The sequence below is a fragment of the Novosphingobium sp. FSW06-99 genome, assembly GCF_001519065.1.
In the GTDB taxonomy this organism is placed as follows: domain Bacteria; phylum Pseudomonadota; class Alphaproteobacteria; order Sphingomonadales; family Sphingomonadaceae; genus Novosphingobium.
Genome location: NZ_KQ954253.1, coordinates 131,852 through 148,354, shown reverse-complemented (window position 1 = coordinate 148,354; position 16,503 = coordinate 131,852). Strand labels below are relative to the sequence as shown.

Sequence of the window (16,503 nt, the reverse complement as noted above, 5' to 3'; positions counted from 1 at the left end):
GCTTCAGCGCGGCTGAACCCGGCATCCCCACACGGCATAGAACAGCACATAAAGCTCGCACGCCGCGGTCAGCCAGAAGCTTGTCTGCAAACCATAAACATCGGCCAGCCGCCCCTGAACCACCACCAGCGCGCCACCCGAAATGGCCATGATCAACAGCCCCGCGCCTTCTTCGGTCAGCGGGCCGAGGCCCTTGATACCCAAAGTGAAGATCGTCGGGAACATGATCGAATGGCACAATCCGACCAGGATCAGCGCCCACATCGCCGCCGGACCATGCAGCACCGCCGCGCCGACCATCACCGCGAACGCCGCCAGCGCAAATCCGGCCAGCACGTGATCGCCCCTGGCATGGCGCATCAGGTAACTGCCCGCAAAGCGCCCGACCGCCATGCCGCCCCACAGCAGCATCAGATAATGCGACGCGGTCGACTGGTTGACATTGCCGATGTCCGGCTGGGACACGAAATTGATGAACAAGTTGGCCACGCCGATTTCGGCAATCAGATAAATGAAGATCGCCGGTACGCCGAACACCAGATTGCGGTGGCGCAACAGATCCCGACGCCGGGCGCGCTGGCCATTGGCCGCACGCATCGGCGCAGGTTCGGCCAGACGGGCGCGCGCAAACACCACCGCCAGCGCGATCAGCACGCCCGCCACCAGCGCATAGGGCAACTGGGTCGCCAGCGCGTCGCGATAGCGATCGGCCTGCGACAGCGCCTGCGCCCCGGCTGCGGCGGTGCCGCCCCGGGTCCGCGACAGGATCAGCACGCCGCCGAACAAGGGCGCCAGCCAGGTGCCGGTGGAGTTGAACGCCTGTACCAGGGTCAGGCGGCTTTCGGCGGTTTCCGGCGGTCCAAGCGCGGTGACGAAAGGATTGGCCGCGACTTGCAACAGCGCGATGCCGCACGCCACGACAAACAGCGATGCCAGCGTTACCGGATAACTGGGCAGGCGCGCCGCGACAATCATGCCCAGCGATCCCGCCGCCATGATCAGCAATCCGACCACGATCGAGCGCCGATAGCCGATCCGTTCGATCAGCAGGGCGGCCGGGATCGAGGCTACGAAATAGGCAACGAACCACACTGATTCGATCAGCGTGGTGCGCGTATAGTCAAGCTGGAACACGTTGCGCAGATGCGGCAGCAACGTGTTGTTGATGACGGTAATGAACCCCCACATGAAGAACAGGCTGGCCAGCAGCGCCAGCGAACCGGTGTGGGTTCGCACGGGTGCCGGTGACCCGCCGGTGGCGGAAGTGAAAGTCGGCGCGGCCACAACAAGTCCTCTCGTAGATTATAAGTACGAGTTAATCGGACGATGGTCGTCGGTCAAGCCCGGCTTTTCAGGCGTATCTGCCGAAAATCCACGCTGATGCCTTGAGAATTTGATTCAAAAAGCAGTCAAATTCGCGCCGGCGTGGGGCTCATTCGTTTTCCAGCGGGGACCCGATATCGGCCAGTGCCAGTTCGATCAGATTGCTCATCGCCGCCCGCGCAGCCGGGCCGTCACCATTGGCGACGGCATCGAACAGCACGCGGTGATCGGGCACCGGATCGCGCGGCAGCTTGCGCTTGCGCTGTTTGTAGATGGTGGTCCAGCGCACCGCCGCCGAAATGGTGCTCGCCAGCGAATTCAGCGACGCGTTGTGGGTGGCCTTGAGCAGGGTTGCATGAAAGGCCTGGTCGGCCGACTGGCCTTCGTGCGTGGCCAGGCCATGACGGGCCATTTCCTCAAGCGCATGGCCCATCTGCGCCAGATGTTCACCCGTGCGGCGTTTGGCGGCGAGTTCCGCGGCGGCAGGTTCGAGCACGAGACGCAGTTCGAACAAGTCGTTGATGAAGGCGTGGCTCGGCTCGCCCTCGAACGTCCAGGCCAGCACATCGGGATCGAGAATATGCCAGCGTGATGGGTCGTTGATGCGGGTGCCCGCCTTGGGGCGGCTTTCCACCAGGCCTTTGGCGGCCAGAATGCGCACCGCCTCGCGATAGGCGGTACGCGACACGTGATGGCGTTCGGCGAAGTCAACCTCGCTCGACAGCACCGATCCGGGCGGGTGTCGTCCGGTGACGATGGCAATGCCCAGGTCGCGCGCGATCGACCCGTGCAGGCGCAGCGCCTTGTCGAATAGCTCTGACGAATGATAGTCTTGGACCGGCTTTTGACTCACCCGATAAATCCCCTGCATCGCCTGATGCAGCCTAAGGCGGTTTTTCGGACCTTGTCCAGACGGGTCCGCACGCGGGAATTGATCAGACTATTCCCTTGTTGGCGGACCCACCGGTTCCAGGCGGATGGTCATGGCATGACCCGAGGACTGTCGCGTAACGGGGTGTTGCGTCCCTGTATGGCCCCAGTTCACCGTCAGACGGCGCGCGGCAGGCATCGTCGTCCAGGCGCCCTGGCGCGCCGCAATGGTCAGTTCGCCGCGCGCATCGTCCCACGCCAGATCGATACGCGAACGCTCTCCGTGCTCGTAACCATATGACAGGCCATCATCTTCCCAGACATGGGCGGTGCCATCACGGCCCGGCCAGACAAGGATGTCGAGATCGCCGCCCAGGGCCCCGACGGTCGATTGCCGGGCTGGTCCCATCGGCACGATCGCGCCCGCCCGCACATGCAGGGCGATCCGGTCGAGCGGCGTGTCGACCATATGCGATTGCCCGCCGTCGCGCCGCTGGCCTGTCCAGAAATCGTACCATCCGCCCGGATTGTGCGGCAGATAGACCGGCCATTGGCGCACGTCGGGCGCCACAACCGGGGCAACATGCAGCGCCGGGCCGAACATATAGGCGTGGCTTTGCCGCAGCGCCTGCGCATCGTCGCCAAAGTCGAAGGCGAGGGGCCGGATCAGGGGCATGCCGTCAAGGCTGGCATCGGTCGCAAGGGTGTAGATATAGGGCAGCAGGCGATAGCGCAGGTCGAGATACTGGCGGGCGATCTGTTCGACTTCTTCGCCAAAGCGCCAGAATTCGGTGTCGGTCTGATACCCATGCACGCGCAGCAACGGCAGGAACGTGGCAAACTGGAACCAGCGCAGGAACCGTTCGCGATAGGCTGGATCGGTATACTGGCTGGCGCCGGGGCGAAAAAAACCGCCCGCATCGACCGTCCACCACGGATAGCCCGCCGCCGCCATGTTGAGCCCGGCCGGGATCTGGCGGCGCAGCGTTTCCCAGTCATGGCCGATGTCGCCCGACCATGTCGCGGCGGGATAGCGCTGTTGGCCCGGCGCCGCGCTGCGGGTCAGGATCATGGTGCGAACGTCGGCACGCGCCTGGCGTTGCGCGGTGTAGACGGCCTGCGTCACGGCCAGCGGAAAGATGTTGCGCCGGATCTCCCCCGGTTCCCGCCCGCCCTGCGCGGCATGGACCTGGCGCCCTTCAAGATCGTCGTTTTCCGGCTCGGTCGCATCCTGCCACCAGGCGTCCACCCCCAGCGATCCCAGGCGCGCGGCCTGGGCCTGGCCATAGAACCGGGCAGCGGCGGGGTTGAAAAAATCGACCCAGTCGGTGTCGGGAATGAAAAAATCGTGCGTGGCGATGGCCTGTCCCAATTCGCTGTCGCGCGACACTTTGGCCCAGACCGACAGCATGAAGCGCATGTCCATCGCGTGCAGCGCACCGATCATCGCGGCGGGGTCGGGATAAGCCGCTTCATCGAAGCGCATGGCGTTCCAGCCGTGGTGCCCCCAGTATTGCCAGTCCTGCACGATCATGTCGCAGGGCAATCGCCGGCGGCGGAATTCGCGGGCGGTTTCCAGGATTTCCTGGGCGGAATGGAACCGCTCCCGGCAATGGATATAGCCCAGCGACCAGACCGGCATCATCGCATATCCGCCCAGCAACTGGCGCAGTCCCGCCATGATCGCGGCGGGCCGATCGCCCAGGATGACAATATAGTCGATGCCGTCGGCGACCGGTGAGGCCCAGGTGGTAGAGCTGCCTTTGGGGCCGAACCGCAAGCGCGGTTGATCGAGATCTTCGCAGCGGATTTCAACCCGATGCGATCCGGGCGAAAGTCTGGCGATAAACCCGGTGCTTGCCGGCAGCCATTGATTGGCATGATCAACCAGCACGTTGCCGTCAATTGTGACGTGATAGCGCGAGGTCATCTTGCGCCCCAGATCAAGCTGGAACGCATGATCGGTGTCTTCGACGGTGGTAAAGGCGCCGGCCCAGACCGCCTCGCGCCGTTCGATCCGCGCGTTGCCATGCGCGGTGGTCACATCGTCGGTATGGGCCGCGCCGGTTTCGCGCCGCACCAGGTCGATCGTGCCTGCGGGGCGATTGATGTCGGTCAGCCCGGTGTTGTGCCACAACAGGCCATAGCCCTTGGTCGACACGACGAACGGCAGGCTGATCTGGGTGTTGACCTGGCATAGGCGGCGCGGCAACCCGGCAATATCCAGATAGCCATCCTGAAAGCAGCCGGTGCCCAGCAGGTGTTCCCCGGGGCCAAGATCAAAGCCCTGTTCCGCCCGCAACGTGCGCCAACCATGCAGATCGCCTGGCTGCAACGCACGGCTGCCGGGCGTTTCGTGCAGCACCTGCCGCCCTGTCGCGTCGACAAATGTCACGGCGCCGTGCCGATCGTCGATCACGCAGGCGCCATGGGGTAACACCACGCGGGTGGTCGCCGCCTCGCGGATTACGCGCGCTTCGACGTGCGGGGGGGCAGGCCCCAGCAGCGGGCTGACCGGCTCGGGCGGTCCAGGCGGTGCAATGCGGATGCGAAAGGCGCGATCCCCCAGGGTGGTGACCGACAGGACGCCTTCGCGGACGGGAAGGGAAACCACCGGCACAGGCGTCGGCCGCGCCAGCGCGAAGCGACCGGCGGCCAGTGCCAGCAGCGAGCAACCGCCCTGCAACACCTGCCGCCGGTGCGCGCCGATCATGGCAGATGGACGGTCCAGCGTGCGGCGGCGCTGTCGGGATTGAAGCGCGCCAGCCGTACCGTGCTGCGGCCAACCGCGGTCAGGGCGAGGGGCGTAACCTCGGCAGGCATCGCGCGCGGCACGATGCGATAAGTGCCATCGGTCAACTGGTCGAGCCGCCACAATTGGTCGGGCGCGCCGGTAAATGCCGGTACCGTGGTGATTTCGCCCTGCGCGGTGGTGGCCAGCGCGCGGTCGGTCCCGGCCACGGTGATCTTGACATAGGGCGTGCCGAAATAGCCGCCCGCGCCATCGACCGGGGTGATCGTCCAATGCTGGTGCGGCCGCACCATATAGGCGCCCATGTCGACTGCGATCGGCCCGGCGGGCCAGCTTGCCTGGTTTTCCGCCAGCGTCTGGTCGGGCAGGTGGGCAACCGGGCCATCGGGCGCCATGAAGCCGCTCCGACGCCAATCGAACGGCAAACGGGGCGCATCGACCGCCAGTTCCAGCGCACCGCCGCGTTCGGACTGGATCTCGTAGGTGCCGGGGCGCAGGTTTTCGCTGCCCACCGGCCATCCATCGTTCCACAGCAGCGGCTGGATCGCCAGCACGCTGCGACCCGAACGGTCCATGTCGGATTCATAGTGGAACGAGAATTTCTGCACCCCGTCGCCCAGATCGACCAGGCCGAAATGCCCGGCGCCATAGCCCCGGCCATGGGCGCCCCACACCAGTTTGCCCCCGCCCTTGAGCATGGGAACCCCGAAATTGTCGACATAGGGGCCGAGCGGATCGCGCGAACGGCCGACGCGGATGTTGTAGGTCGAATTCGGCCCGTCGCAGCAGGTGCCTTGCGTGCCCAGCAGATAATACCATCCGTCGCGGTACATCAGCGCGGTGGCTTCCAGATCGATGGCGATGTTGACCGGTGTGTTGCCGGCCAGTCGCTGCCCCGTCGCCGGATCAAGCTCGACCATGCGGATATAGCCGAAATAGGTGCCATAGCTCAGCCACCAGTGGCCTTTGACATAGAGAAAGGCCGGGTCGATCGCGTCGCAATCCTCGGTCCCGTCGCTCGATGCTACGGTGCCCACATCGTGATAGCCGAAATCGGGTGAGGCCGGGTCCAGCGAATGGGTCCACATGATCCGCACATTGCTGGCATGGCCGCCGTTCATGCCGCCGCCGCCCACCGCATAGGCAACATAATAACGATCGCCGATCTTGATCACGTCTGGCGCCACACCGCCGCCCGGACGCTCGCCGCCGCGATGCCAGGTCCAGCCGTCCTTCGATACCAGCCCGCCCTTGCCGGTGCCGAACGTGTAATAGGCGCCATCCGAGAACGTGATTGTCGACGGGTCGTGGATATAGGGTTCGCCCGCCAGTTGATCACCCGCACGGGCGGGACCGGACATCAGGGCTGCGGCAAGGCCGAGTGCGGGCAGGAATGCCTTCATGATCACGCCTCTCAATGAAATCGATGCTGGCAGAAAAAGGGGGCAGGTCAGCGCGCCGTAATTGTCAGTGCCTTGATCGGAACACCGGCATCATCGACAAACCTGACGCAGAAATCGCTGAGCCCGGGACCATTGATCACTGCCCCGCGCAGCACATTGCGGCCTTTGCGCAAGGTCACGCGCGGCGAGACGACATCGTCCATCACCATGCGCCGGTCGCCATACAGACCGGAGGTCTCGACCCCGTTGAACCACCAGATCGACGCCGAATTCGACCCGACCGCCAGATGGGCATCGGCAATGTCGTGGTCGGCATTGATCACCGTGGTCACCCAGAAGATGACGCCATATGTCGGCTTGCCCAGGCTCTGGGCAACGTTGAACAGTTTGACATCGAACAGGCTGGCATCGAGCGCATGCCACTGTAACGCGGCGCCGTTTTGATGGATGGTCTGGCCATCGCGCGGCAATGTCCTGTCCAGCCCGTCGGGCAGGGCGGTGGCCAAGGCATTGCGCACATAGTCCCGGGTGAAACCCTGGTTTGTGCGGTTGGGCTTGGCGATCGGCTCCAGCACCAGCCAGCGGCGAATGAAGCCATCCTCGTCGGGCGTGGCGACAGCGTTGGTCGCAGGCGTGAAATAGGGCGACAGGTCTGCGATCGGCTGGGCATGTGCGCCTTGCGCGATCCCGATCGCAAATGTGGTGGCGGCAAGTGCGCCGGCCAGCCGTGATGGCAGGATTGTCACGATAGATCCCCTCCAGGAAACACAACTCCGCCTTCCCGCTTCGGCGGCAGGCGACGCGATCCGTGGCCTGCCGCCGATCGGCATGATCAGAACCGGTTGATCAGATTTTCCAGCCATTCCTGGCGCCCGGACGCCGCTTTTGGAGCCAGGTCTTCGGCCACCGCCAGATCGGCGATCGCGGCAAGATCGCTGGTGCGGATTTTCTGGCCGAGGTCGGCCTGCCAACCGGCATAGCGCTGGCTGCGAAACGCATCGAGTTGACCATCCTTGATGATCGCTTCGGCGCGCAGCAGCGCATGGGCGACCACATCGACCCCGCCGATATGGCCGTGGAACAAGTCGGCCGCATCGGTCGACTGACGGCGCACTTTTGCATCGAAATTGAAGCCGCCGGTGGTGAACCCGCCCGCGCGTTCGATTTCGATCAACGCCAGGGTCAGTTCTTCCACTGAATTGGGGAACTGGTCGGTGTCCCAGCCGTTCTGCGGATCGCCCCGGTTGGCGTCGATCGACCCGAAAATGCCCAGCGCACGCGCCATGGCAATCTCGTGTTCGAACGTGTGGCCCGACAGAGTGGCGTGGTTGGCCTCGATATTGACGCGCACTTCGCCTTCAAGCCCGAACCGCTTGAGAAAGGCATAGACCGACTGGGTGTCGAAATCATACTGGTGCTTGGTCGGTTCGTGCGGCTTGGGTTCGATCAGGATCGTGCCGGTAAAGCCGATCTTGTGCTTGTGTTCGACCACCAGCGACAGGAACCGTCCGAAATTTTCCTGTTCGACCGCCAGATCGGTGTTGAGAATGGTGTCATAGCCTTCGCGGCCGCCCCACAACACATAGTTTTCACCACCCAGACGGTGCGTTGCCTCCAGCGCATCGCGTACCTGGCTGGCGGCCCAGGCATAGACTTCGGGGAACGGGCTGGTGGCGGCGCCTGCCATATAGCGCGGGTGGCCAAACAGGTTGGCGGTGCCCCACAGCAGCTTGCGCTTGTGGCGGGCCTGCAATTCCTCCAGATGATCGACGGCGCGGGCAAAGCTCTTGCGGAAATCGCCGATGCTGTCGGCCGGCGCCATCACGTCGACATCGTGAAAACAATAGAACGGCAGATCGAGCTTTTCGACAAACGACAGCGCGGCCTCGCGCTTGGCACGCGCGGCGGTTTCGTCCTGCGGAATCAACAGCCACGGGCGCTCAAACGTACCGGCGCCGAACACATCGCTGCCGGGCCAGCAGAACGTGTGCCAGAAACACACCGCAAAGCGCAGGTAATCTTCCATGCGCTTGCCGAACACCACGCGGTCCTTGTCGTACCAGCGATAGGCCAGGTCGCTGGTCGCCTCCGGACCCTGATAGCGGACGGTTTCGAATTCGGCGAAATAATCAGCAGACATGATCAATGGATCTCCTGGGTGTGTTGCAATGCCTGATAGGCACGCCGGAACCGTTCCTGTTTGGGGGCAAGTCTGGCGGCCAGTACGGGGTCGGGTTCGAGCGTGGCGCGCACCGCCGGTCTGATGCACACGTCGCGCGCATTGCCGCCGGTCACGCCCATGCGGGCCAGATGCGCCGCGCCAAGCGCGGGCCCGATTTCCCCGCCTTCGAGATAGAGCAGGCGTACGCCAAGCGCGCTCGACAGGATGTGCCCCCAGTGCAGCGAGCGCGATCCGCCACCGATTACTGCCAGTTCGTCGATCTGCGTGCCGGCTTCGCGCAGCGCCGCGATGCCGTCGGCATGGGCGAATGCCACGCCTTCCAGAACCGCCGCGGCAAGCTGGCGCGTGGTTGTCTCGTTGCTCATGCCCAGGAACGCGGCGCGCACATGGGGATCGTTGTGCGGCGTGCGCTCGCCCGACAGATAGGGCAGGAACAGTTCCGGCCCGGCCACCGGCCCGGCGCTTTCGGCCAGCGCGAAGAATTCGGCCGGGCCCGGCACCTGGCACACCGCGGCGGCCCAATCGATGCACGATGCGGCCGACAAGTGGACGCTCATCTGGTGCCACATCCCCGGCAGGGCGTGGCAGAACGCATGCACCGCACGTGCCGGATTGGGGCGGAACGCATTGCCCGCCACAAAGATCACGCCAGAGGTGCCCAGCGACAACATGCCCTGGCCTTCGCCGGTCACGCCAACCCCCAACGCACCGGCGGCGTTGTCGCCCGCGCCCGCCACCACCGGCACGCGTTCCATGCCCCAGCGGCTGGCGATCGCGGGCAGCAGAGTGCCCGTCACTTCGGGGCCTTCGTAAAGCCGGGGCATCTGCGCGACGTCCAGCCCGGTGGCCGCCAGCATCGCCGGTGACCAGGCGCGCGCCGCAACATCGAGCCACAGCGTGCCCGCGCTGTCCGACATGTCGGAGGCCTTGTCGCCGGTCAGCGCCAGGCGCACATAATCCTTTGGCAACAGCACCGTGCGGATCGCGGCAAACACCTCTGGCTCGTTGTCGCGCACCCACAGCAATTTGGGCGCGGTAAAGCCGGGCATCGCGATATTGCCGGTGATCGCACGGGTGGCTGGCTCGGCCGTTTCGAGCGCGGCGCATTGCGCATGGCTGCGTCCGTCGTTCCACAGGATCGCCGGGCGCAGTGGACGATCATCGTCGCCCAACAAAGTTGCGCCATGCATCTGCCCGGCCAGGCCCACGCCGGAAACCGCACGGCGAAGGTGGGCATCCAGCCCCAGAACCGCGTGGTGGGTGGCCTCTACCCAATCATCCGCCGCCTGTTCGGACCACAGATCATGCGGTCGCGACACCGACAGCGCGGCGCTGCATTGCGCCACGACATGGCCATCGTTCGAGGTGATGACCGCCTTGACACCGCTTGTGCCTACATCGATTCCCAGGAACATCGCCTCAATGCGCCTTCATCGGATCGATGGTCTGGATCGTGCCATCGGCGTTGAAGGTCAGCTCGGTCATCTTGACGTTGCGCAAGTGATTGCGGTTGGAAAGCTGGGTGTCGGCATAGAACAGCCACCACTTGCCCTGGGCGCGCACGATCGACTGGTGCGTGGTCCAGCCCTGCACGGGCTTCAGGATGTGGCCACGATAGGTGAACGGGCCATAGGGGCTGGTACCGGTGGCATAATTCAGGAAATGCGTGTCACCGGTCGAATAGGTATAATAATACGTTCCCTTGCGCTTGAACATCCACGATGCTTCAAAGAAACGTCGTTCATGATCCCCGCCAAGCACCGGCTTGCCGTTTTCATCCAGAATGATTGCGTCGCGCGGCTTTTCGGCAAAGCTCTTCATGTCGGCGCCCATGCGGACAACTTTGCCCGACAGTGCGGGCTGGTTGTCCTGCAACAAATCGGTATCCGATCCGTTGGGGTCGAAATGGCCTGTGGCCCAGCGTTGCAACTGACCGCCCCAGATGCCGCCGAAATACATATAAGTCTGACCATCGGTGTCGGTGAACACCGCCGGGTCCATCGAGAAACTGCCGGCAATCGGTTTGGGCTCGGCCTTGAACGGCCCCATCGGATTTTTCGAGGTGGCAACACCAATGCGGAACGTGCCCAAGCCGTTCTTGTCGAGGTGTTTGTCGCGCGCCGGGAAATAGAGGTAATAGGTGCCGTTGCGATAGGCCGCATCGGGTGCCCACACCTGCTTTGACGCCCAGGGCACATCCTTTACATCGAGCGCAACACCGCCAACCGTAACTTTGCCGCCGATCCGGTCAATGCGCAGTACGCGGTAATCATGCATGGCATATTCGTTGCCCAGATCATCGTCGGGCGTGGCGGTGGGCACGTCGTGCGAGGGATAGACATAGATCTTGCCACCGAACACATGCGCCGAAGGATCGGCGGTATAGATGCTGGTGACCAGCGGCTGATCGCGAAATGCGCTGGGCGGTGCGCCGGCCGTGTTCTGGGCCACGGCCACATCGCCGCAAAGCGCGCCCGCCGCGCACACAAAGAGCAATCCCGCCTTCATCCTCGACACCCTCGTCTTATCACGTGTTCGTCTTATCACTTGCCTGTCGTGTCGCTTCGCCGTCCAGGCCATGCCGGTGATAGCGCTAACTTCACCTGACAGCAATCGACGATTGCGCCTGCCGACGCAAGGGGGAATTTTGTCTCTCGACCGGGTCCGATACAAAAAAGTCTGATGAATGATGGGGTATCTCAAACGACCGTGACCGGCTGTCCGCACATGCCGTCGCCCGCTCAGGGCTGCAGGATGAACAGCGCAACGCCCTGACGCGGCAACACAAAGGAAATCCGGCGGGCGCCGTCATGTTCGGCGATCTCGGCGTCCCGATCCGGCAGGGGTACCAGGCGCGCATGCTCCATGATGCTTGCCCGTTGTGCGTCGCTGGGGGCCAGGGGCGATCCCATCGCCAGCCACGCGGCATAGCTGTTCGCATGATCGCCATCGATCTGATAATGCGTCATCCGTCCCGCGTGGGCGAATGCGGCGGGCAGGCCCGCGATGTCGATTTGCACCGTGGCACCGGGGCCGGGCAGATCATCATCGTGATAATGCCACACCAGGATCGCCAGTTTGCCCTTGTCGAGTGTTGCGACACTTCCGATGTCGGCCGGGCCGCGCACCCCGTGCGCCACTATGTCACCCAGCGCGATCTGGTGATCGGATCGGGCGGCAATCTGCCGGCCGCTCATTCTGGAAAACAGGCGAAAGACATTGAGCACCGGCAAGTCGATCCCGGCCGAGGTCAACTGGCGGAACCCTGCAAAATAGGGCTGGTCCTCGTATTCGAAGGCCCAGGTCAGCACGCCATCCAGATTGACCCCGCGCTGACGGGCGAGCGCCTGCAACCGGGGGAACACCGCCGCCGTATAGCTGGAATAGACAGTGCCGTTGCGATAGGCATTGGCCGGGCCCTGGCATGCGGCACAGCCTTCGGGATCGGATTCGCCGATGACGACCGGCAGCCCGTGCAACGCAGGGTCGGCCGCGATCTGGGCGAATGCATGGTCGGCGACTGCAAGGTGGGTGGCAATGCCCATACGGACATGGCCGCGCGCCGGATCACCGTCGTCGGGAATGAACGCAGGGGCGCCCTTGGCGTGAAACGAAATGAAATCGTCGGGCGTATGGGTCAACCGGACGTGTTCCAGAAATCGGCCAAGACTGTCGTCACCGGTGCCGGCAAAATCGGGACCACCCACACGCGCGTCGGGCAATGCCCGGCGCACCGCGGCAACGGTCGCATCATGCAGGGCATAAAATTCGCGCTCGGTCCCGCCCCAATAGTATTGCGGCAGATTGGCCTCGTTCCAGGTCTCGAAATACCAGCTTCGCACGTCGTCCGCGCCATAGCGCTGGACCAGATGCGATACCCACCGGAACACCAGTTCGCTCCATTTGGCATAGTCTTTGGGCGGGAAGGCCCATCCGGTCCGCAACGCTCCACTGCCGGGGCGAAAATCGTGCTGATAGGGTTGCGGTTGGCGCGACAGCGCCTCCGGCATGAACCCGACTTCGACGTAGGGCTTCACACCACGGGCGCGATAGGTGTCGAAAATGCGATCGACGATGGTCCAGTCATAGACCGGATGGCCCTGCGCATCTTCGGTATAGGCGTTGGTCGATCCCCATTTCAGCGCAGGCGTGCCATCGCCGGATGTCAGCAGGTTGTGCGCCCGGAAATAGACCTGATCGGGTGCCAGCGCGCCCAGCGCGGCAAGCGTCTGGCGCCCGTCTTTCATCGTCGCGTAATTGGGCTCGTCAGCCCCGAAAAATCGCCATATCGGCACAACCGGTCCCTGATCCTGCGCGGCATCGACCGCGATATGCACCGCGATCGAGGCCGGGGCCTGGCCGTGGGTATCGGTGCGCGGGTTTTGGTCGCCGGTGGCGATGGGCGCGGGCACCGTAAGCGCGGCGGCGAGCAGGGGCAGCAGCATCACGGTCTGCCCAGCCAGCCATGGAACGTCAGCATGGTGATCCACTCCCGAACAGCATTTCACGGTAAAGCGCGCCGCAGCGCGGAACGATCGGCTTTAGCCCGCGCGCAGCGGCACGATCACCGCCGAAATGTCGCGATCACCCAGACCTGCCGCCACCGCATCATCAAAACGTGCGCGCGCCGCCCGCACGAGCGCCGAATTGATGCCCGCAGACGCCAGCAAGTGTTCGGCATAGCCCAGATCCTTGATCATCAGCGGAACCAGAAAATTGGGTTCAAAGTCGTCTGCCAGCATCCGGTCGGCCATCAGGCCGACCATCGGGCTGCCCGGTGCCCCGGCGCGCAGAACCCCGGTGGCGCGTTCCCGGTCCAGCCCCTTCGCCTCGATCAGGGCAAGCGCTTCGGCGAAGGCTGCGGCCTGTAGCCCGGCCAGGAAATTGTTGGCCAGCTTGAGCACGGCGCCGCTGCCCACCGGGCCGAGGTGGATAATGGCGTTGCCCATGCCATCGAGCACCGGTCGCGCAAGATCGAGGCTGGTTTGATCGCTGCCGACCAGAAACCGCAGCGTGCCACTTTCAGCCTGGACCTTGCTGCCGGTAACGGGGGCCTCGACGAAATTGATCGCGGCATCGGCCATCGCGTGCGCCAGCGTGCCGACCCAGTCACAATCAAGCGTGCTGCATTCGATCGCGACAGTGCCGGGCGCCATGGCCCCCAGCGCGCCCTGCGGCCCCAACCAGGCATCCTTCGATGCGGTGTTGTCGGCCAGCATGGCAATCACGCAATCGGCGCCGGTGGCCGCGTCGGCCGGGCTGGAGGCCAGCGTTGCGCCGATTTCGCCAAGCGGCGCGGCGCGTGCGGGTGAGCGGTTCCACACGGTCAGCGCGAACCCGGCGCCCAGCAGCCTGCGCGCCATGCCGGCGCCCATGGTCCCCGTGCCGAGCAATGCGATCTTCATGGTCATCAGCCGATCACCTCGAATTGTTGAAGGGCGGTTTCGTCAATTTCCAGCCCCAGGCCGGGGATGGCATCGTCCAGCTCGATATAGCCGTCGACGGGTTTGGGCTCGCCCTTGAAAATGTACCAGAACAGTTCGTTGCCGACTTCTACTTCGACCGGCGGAAAGAACTCCGCGATCGGGGAATTGAGGCTGGCCATCACCACGTGATAATTGTGCATCTGCCCGGCGTGCGGCACGACCGGAATGGAAAATGCCTCGGCCACCGCCTGGATCTTGCGTGCCGCGGTCAGGCCGCCGACGCGGTTGGTATCGAACTGAAAGTAGTCGAGCGCGCGTGCCTCGATCAACTGGCGAAATCCGTAGCTGGTGAATTCGTGCTCACCCGCCGCAATCGGCGTGCTGCCAAACCGGCGCAGCTCGTTATAGCCGTGGATGTCGTCGGGGATAATCGCCTCTTCCAGCCAGCGCAGGTTGAACGGCTCGATCAGGCGCATCATCCGTTTCGCATAGTCGAGATTCCAGCCCATATAGGCATCGGCCATGATGTCGATCGCATCGCCCACCGTTTCGCGTACCGTCCGCACCAGCGCGATATTGCGTTCCATGCCCGCTGCGCCGTCGTTCGGGCCCCAGCCGAACCGCAGTTTCATCGCCTGATAGCCTTGCGCCTTGTACCGCGCCGCCTCTGCGGCCAGTTCGTCGAGCGGGGTGGCGTAAAGGCGGCTGGCATAGACCGGGATGCGGACTTTGGTGCGCCCGCCCATCAACCGATAGCACGGTTGCCGTGCAGCCTTGCCCATCAGATCCCACAGGGCGATGTCGATGGCCGAAATCGCGACCATGGCCACGCCCTTGCGGCCAAACGCCATGGTCTGCCGGTACATGGTTTGCCACAGGAATTCGGTATCCCACGGGTTCTGCCCGATCAGCAGCGGGGCGAGATACTGGTCGATCAAGTGCTTGGTGACCAGCGGTGCAAGCGCCGCGTTGCCGATCCCGACCAGACCCTGATCGGTGAAGATCTCGATGATCAGCCAGCCGTGAAAGGTGAATGTGCCCATCGTGTCGGGCTTTAGCAGCGGGGCGATCAGGTCCATCGGATTGGTGCAGAAATGCGGTGGCAGTGGCACCGTTTTGCCACGCCATTGCACCACACGCGTGCGTATCCCGGTTATTTTCATGACAAGGCTCTTGTGTTGAAATCAAGTTTGCGAAGGTCGGGAATTTCCCGACAGACAAGGACGAAGGCGAGGGGGTGAAGCAGCGCGGCAACCGCCAGCACGGGCGTGTAACCAAGCCCGGTATCCAGCGCGCGCCCGGCGATCTGCCCGACGACAATGCCGCCAAAGGCGCCCCCCAGCCCAACCAGCCCGGCAAGCCGCCCAAGTCCGGAAACCGGCACCAGGTCGGCGGGCAGGGTCATGAGCAGCGTCGACCAGCTTTGCTGGCCAAAAAAAGCAAGGCTGAACAACGCAATCACCGGCCAGACCGCATGACAGGCCGGCGCGAACATGACCCAGGGCATGCAGGCGGCGCTCAATCCCAGTGCGAATTTGCGGGCAAATCCCAGTGACCGGCCACGGCGTAGCAGCCGTGCCGACAGCCAGCCGCCGCCGACGCTGCCCAGCCCGGCGGCCGCATAAGGAATCCATCCCAGGGCAACTGCATGGCCAAGATCGAGTCCATGCATTTCAAACAGATATTTGGGCAACCAGAACAGATAGAAATACCAGGCCCCGTCGCTCAGAAACTTGGCCAGGAATATCCCGCGCACGGCACGATGGCGGACCAGATCGCCAAGCGTGACGACTGGCCCGACAGCATTGTCATCGCATGCCGTGGCCAGCGCCGGGGCATGATATCCAACCAGCCAGCACAGCGCCCAGGCCAGACCCATGGCCCCTGTCGCAAAAAACACCCACCGCCATGCGGCCAAGCCCCAGGCGTTGCCGTTGCTGACAATCGCGCCGATCAGCGCGGGGGCCAATACCGCGCCGATCGCAGTTCCGGCATTGACCAGTCCCATCGCGGTGGAGCGGTCATGCTGGTCGAACCATTCTGCCACGACCCGCGTCGCCGCCGGAAAACCGCCGCCTTCACCCGCGCCCAGCAGCAGCCTGCTGATACCCAGGGTGACCAGGCCCAGTGCCAGTCCCTGGCTGGCGCAGGCGAGCGACCAGAACGTCATGATCACCAGAAAGCCGCGTTGCGTGCCCAGTCTGTCGAGCAGCCATCCGCCGCCGAGATACATCAGGCCGTAAGTGGCAAGGAAGGCCGTATCGAGCGTGGCCTTGGTCTCGTTGCCGAAAGGAATGTCGGCCGCGATCAGCCTGACCGCCCAGGGAAAGGCCTGCCGGTCGCAATAGCTGATCGCCATGGCCCCCGAAACGGCCAGCGCCACCACCCATCGCGCCCGGATGTTCGGACAGTGTCGCACCTGCTGAAACGCGGTCGCCATGGGTGCGCTGCTGTGCCTTTTCGAATAATTACTCGTACCAATTTAGCGCGCCGCACGCTTTTGTAAACCGCCATTCGGAGGCGCCGGCCAGTGGTACGAGGGCCGCG

General features: G+C 64.1%; 12 protein-coding genes. All 12 read right to left on the bottom strand.

What is annotated here, in order from left to right; genetic code table 11:
* Positions 1 to 3: 3 nt before the first annotated feature.
* The gene (locus AQZ49_RS05520; protein ID WP_067613785.1) at positions 4 to 1,284 is read right to left on the bottom strand and encodes a sugar MFS transporter; all 1,281 of its coding nucleotides are present in this window, start codon (positions 1,282 to 1,284) and stop codon (positions 4 to 6) included.
* Between the two features lie 148 nt (positions 1,285 to 1,432).
* Positions 1,433 to 2,176 carry a FadR/GntR family transcriptional regulator gene (locus AQZ49_RS05515; RefSeq protein ID WP_067614256.1) on the bottom strand — a complete coding sequence of 248 codons (744 nt, stop codon included), beginning with the start codon at positions 2,174 to 2,176 and terminating at the stop codon, positions 1,433 to 1,435.
* 87 nt (positions 2,177 to 2,263) lie between these two features.
* Positions 2,264 to 4,906, bottom strand: coding sequence for a glycoside hydrolase family 31 protein (locus AQZ49_RS05510; protein WP_156428154.1), 2,643 nt, complete (start codon positions 4,904 to 4,906; stop codon positions 2,264 to 2,266).
* Entirely contained in the window at positions 4,903 to 6,348 is a 1,446-nt protein-coding gene (locus AQZ49_RS05505) for a family 43 glycosylhydrolase (RefSeq protein WP_067613783.1), read from the bottom strand. Before AQZ49_RS05505 ends, AQZ49_RS05510 begins: the two co-directional genes overlap by 4 nt.
* Positions 6,349 to 6,395: 47 nt before the next feature.
* Entirely contained in the window at positions 6,396 to 7,094 is a 699-nt protein-coding gene (locus AQZ49_RS05500) for an acetylxylan esterase (protein WP_156428153.1), read from the bottom strand.
* 86 nt (positions 7,095 to 7,180) lie between these two features.
* Entirely contained in the window at positions 7,181 to 8,488 is a 1,308-nt protein-coding gene (gene xylA / locus AQZ49_RS05495) for a xylose isomerase (protein ID WP_067613781.1), read from the bottom strand.
* Positions 8,489 to 8,490: 2 nt separating this feature from the next.
* A complete protein-coding gene (gene xylB / locus AQZ49_RS05490; RefSeq protein WP_067613779.1) occupies positions 8,491 to 9,945 on the bottom strand; it encodes a xylulokinase in 1,455 nt (484 codons plus the stop codon).
* 4 nt (positions 9,946 to 9,949) lie between these two features.
* Positions 9,950 to 11,038, bottom strand: coding sequence for a glycoside hydrolase family 43 protein (locus AQZ49_RS05485; protein ID WP_067613777.1), 1,089 nt, complete (start codon positions 11,036 to 11,038; stop codon positions 9,950 to 9,952).
* Positions 11,039 to 11,271: 233 nt separating this feature from the next.
* Entirely contained in the window at positions 11,272 to 12,975 is a 1,704-nt protein-coding gene (locus tag AQZ49_RS05480) for a GH39 family glycosyl hydrolase (RefSeq protein WP_067613775.1), read from the bottom strand.
* A 96-nt stretch (positions 12,976 to 13,071) separates the two neighbouring features.
* Complete coding sequence (locus tag AQZ49_RS05475; protein ID WP_231738895.1) at positions 13,072 to 13,941, bottom strand: NAD(P)-dependent oxidoreductase; 870 nt, start codon at positions 13,939 to 13,941, stop codon at positions 13,072 to 13,074.
* Positions 13,941 to 15,068, bottom strand: coding sequence for an L-rhamnonate dehydratase (locus AQZ49_RS05470; RefSeq protein WP_304438451.1), 1,128 nt, complete (start codon positions 15,066 to 15,068; stop codon positions 13,941 to 13,943). The genes AQZ49_RS05475 and AQZ49_RS05470 overlap by 1 nt, the downstream gene beginning before the upstream one ends.
* Positions 15,069 to 15,115: 47 nt before the next feature.
* Complete coding sequence (locus AQZ49_RS05465) at positions 15,116 to 16,396, bottom strand: MFS transporter (protein WP_082701549.1); 1,281 nt, start codon at positions 16,394 to 16,396, stop codon at positions 15,116 to 15,118.
* Between the last annotated feature and the right edge of the window lie 107 nt (positions 16,397 to 16,503).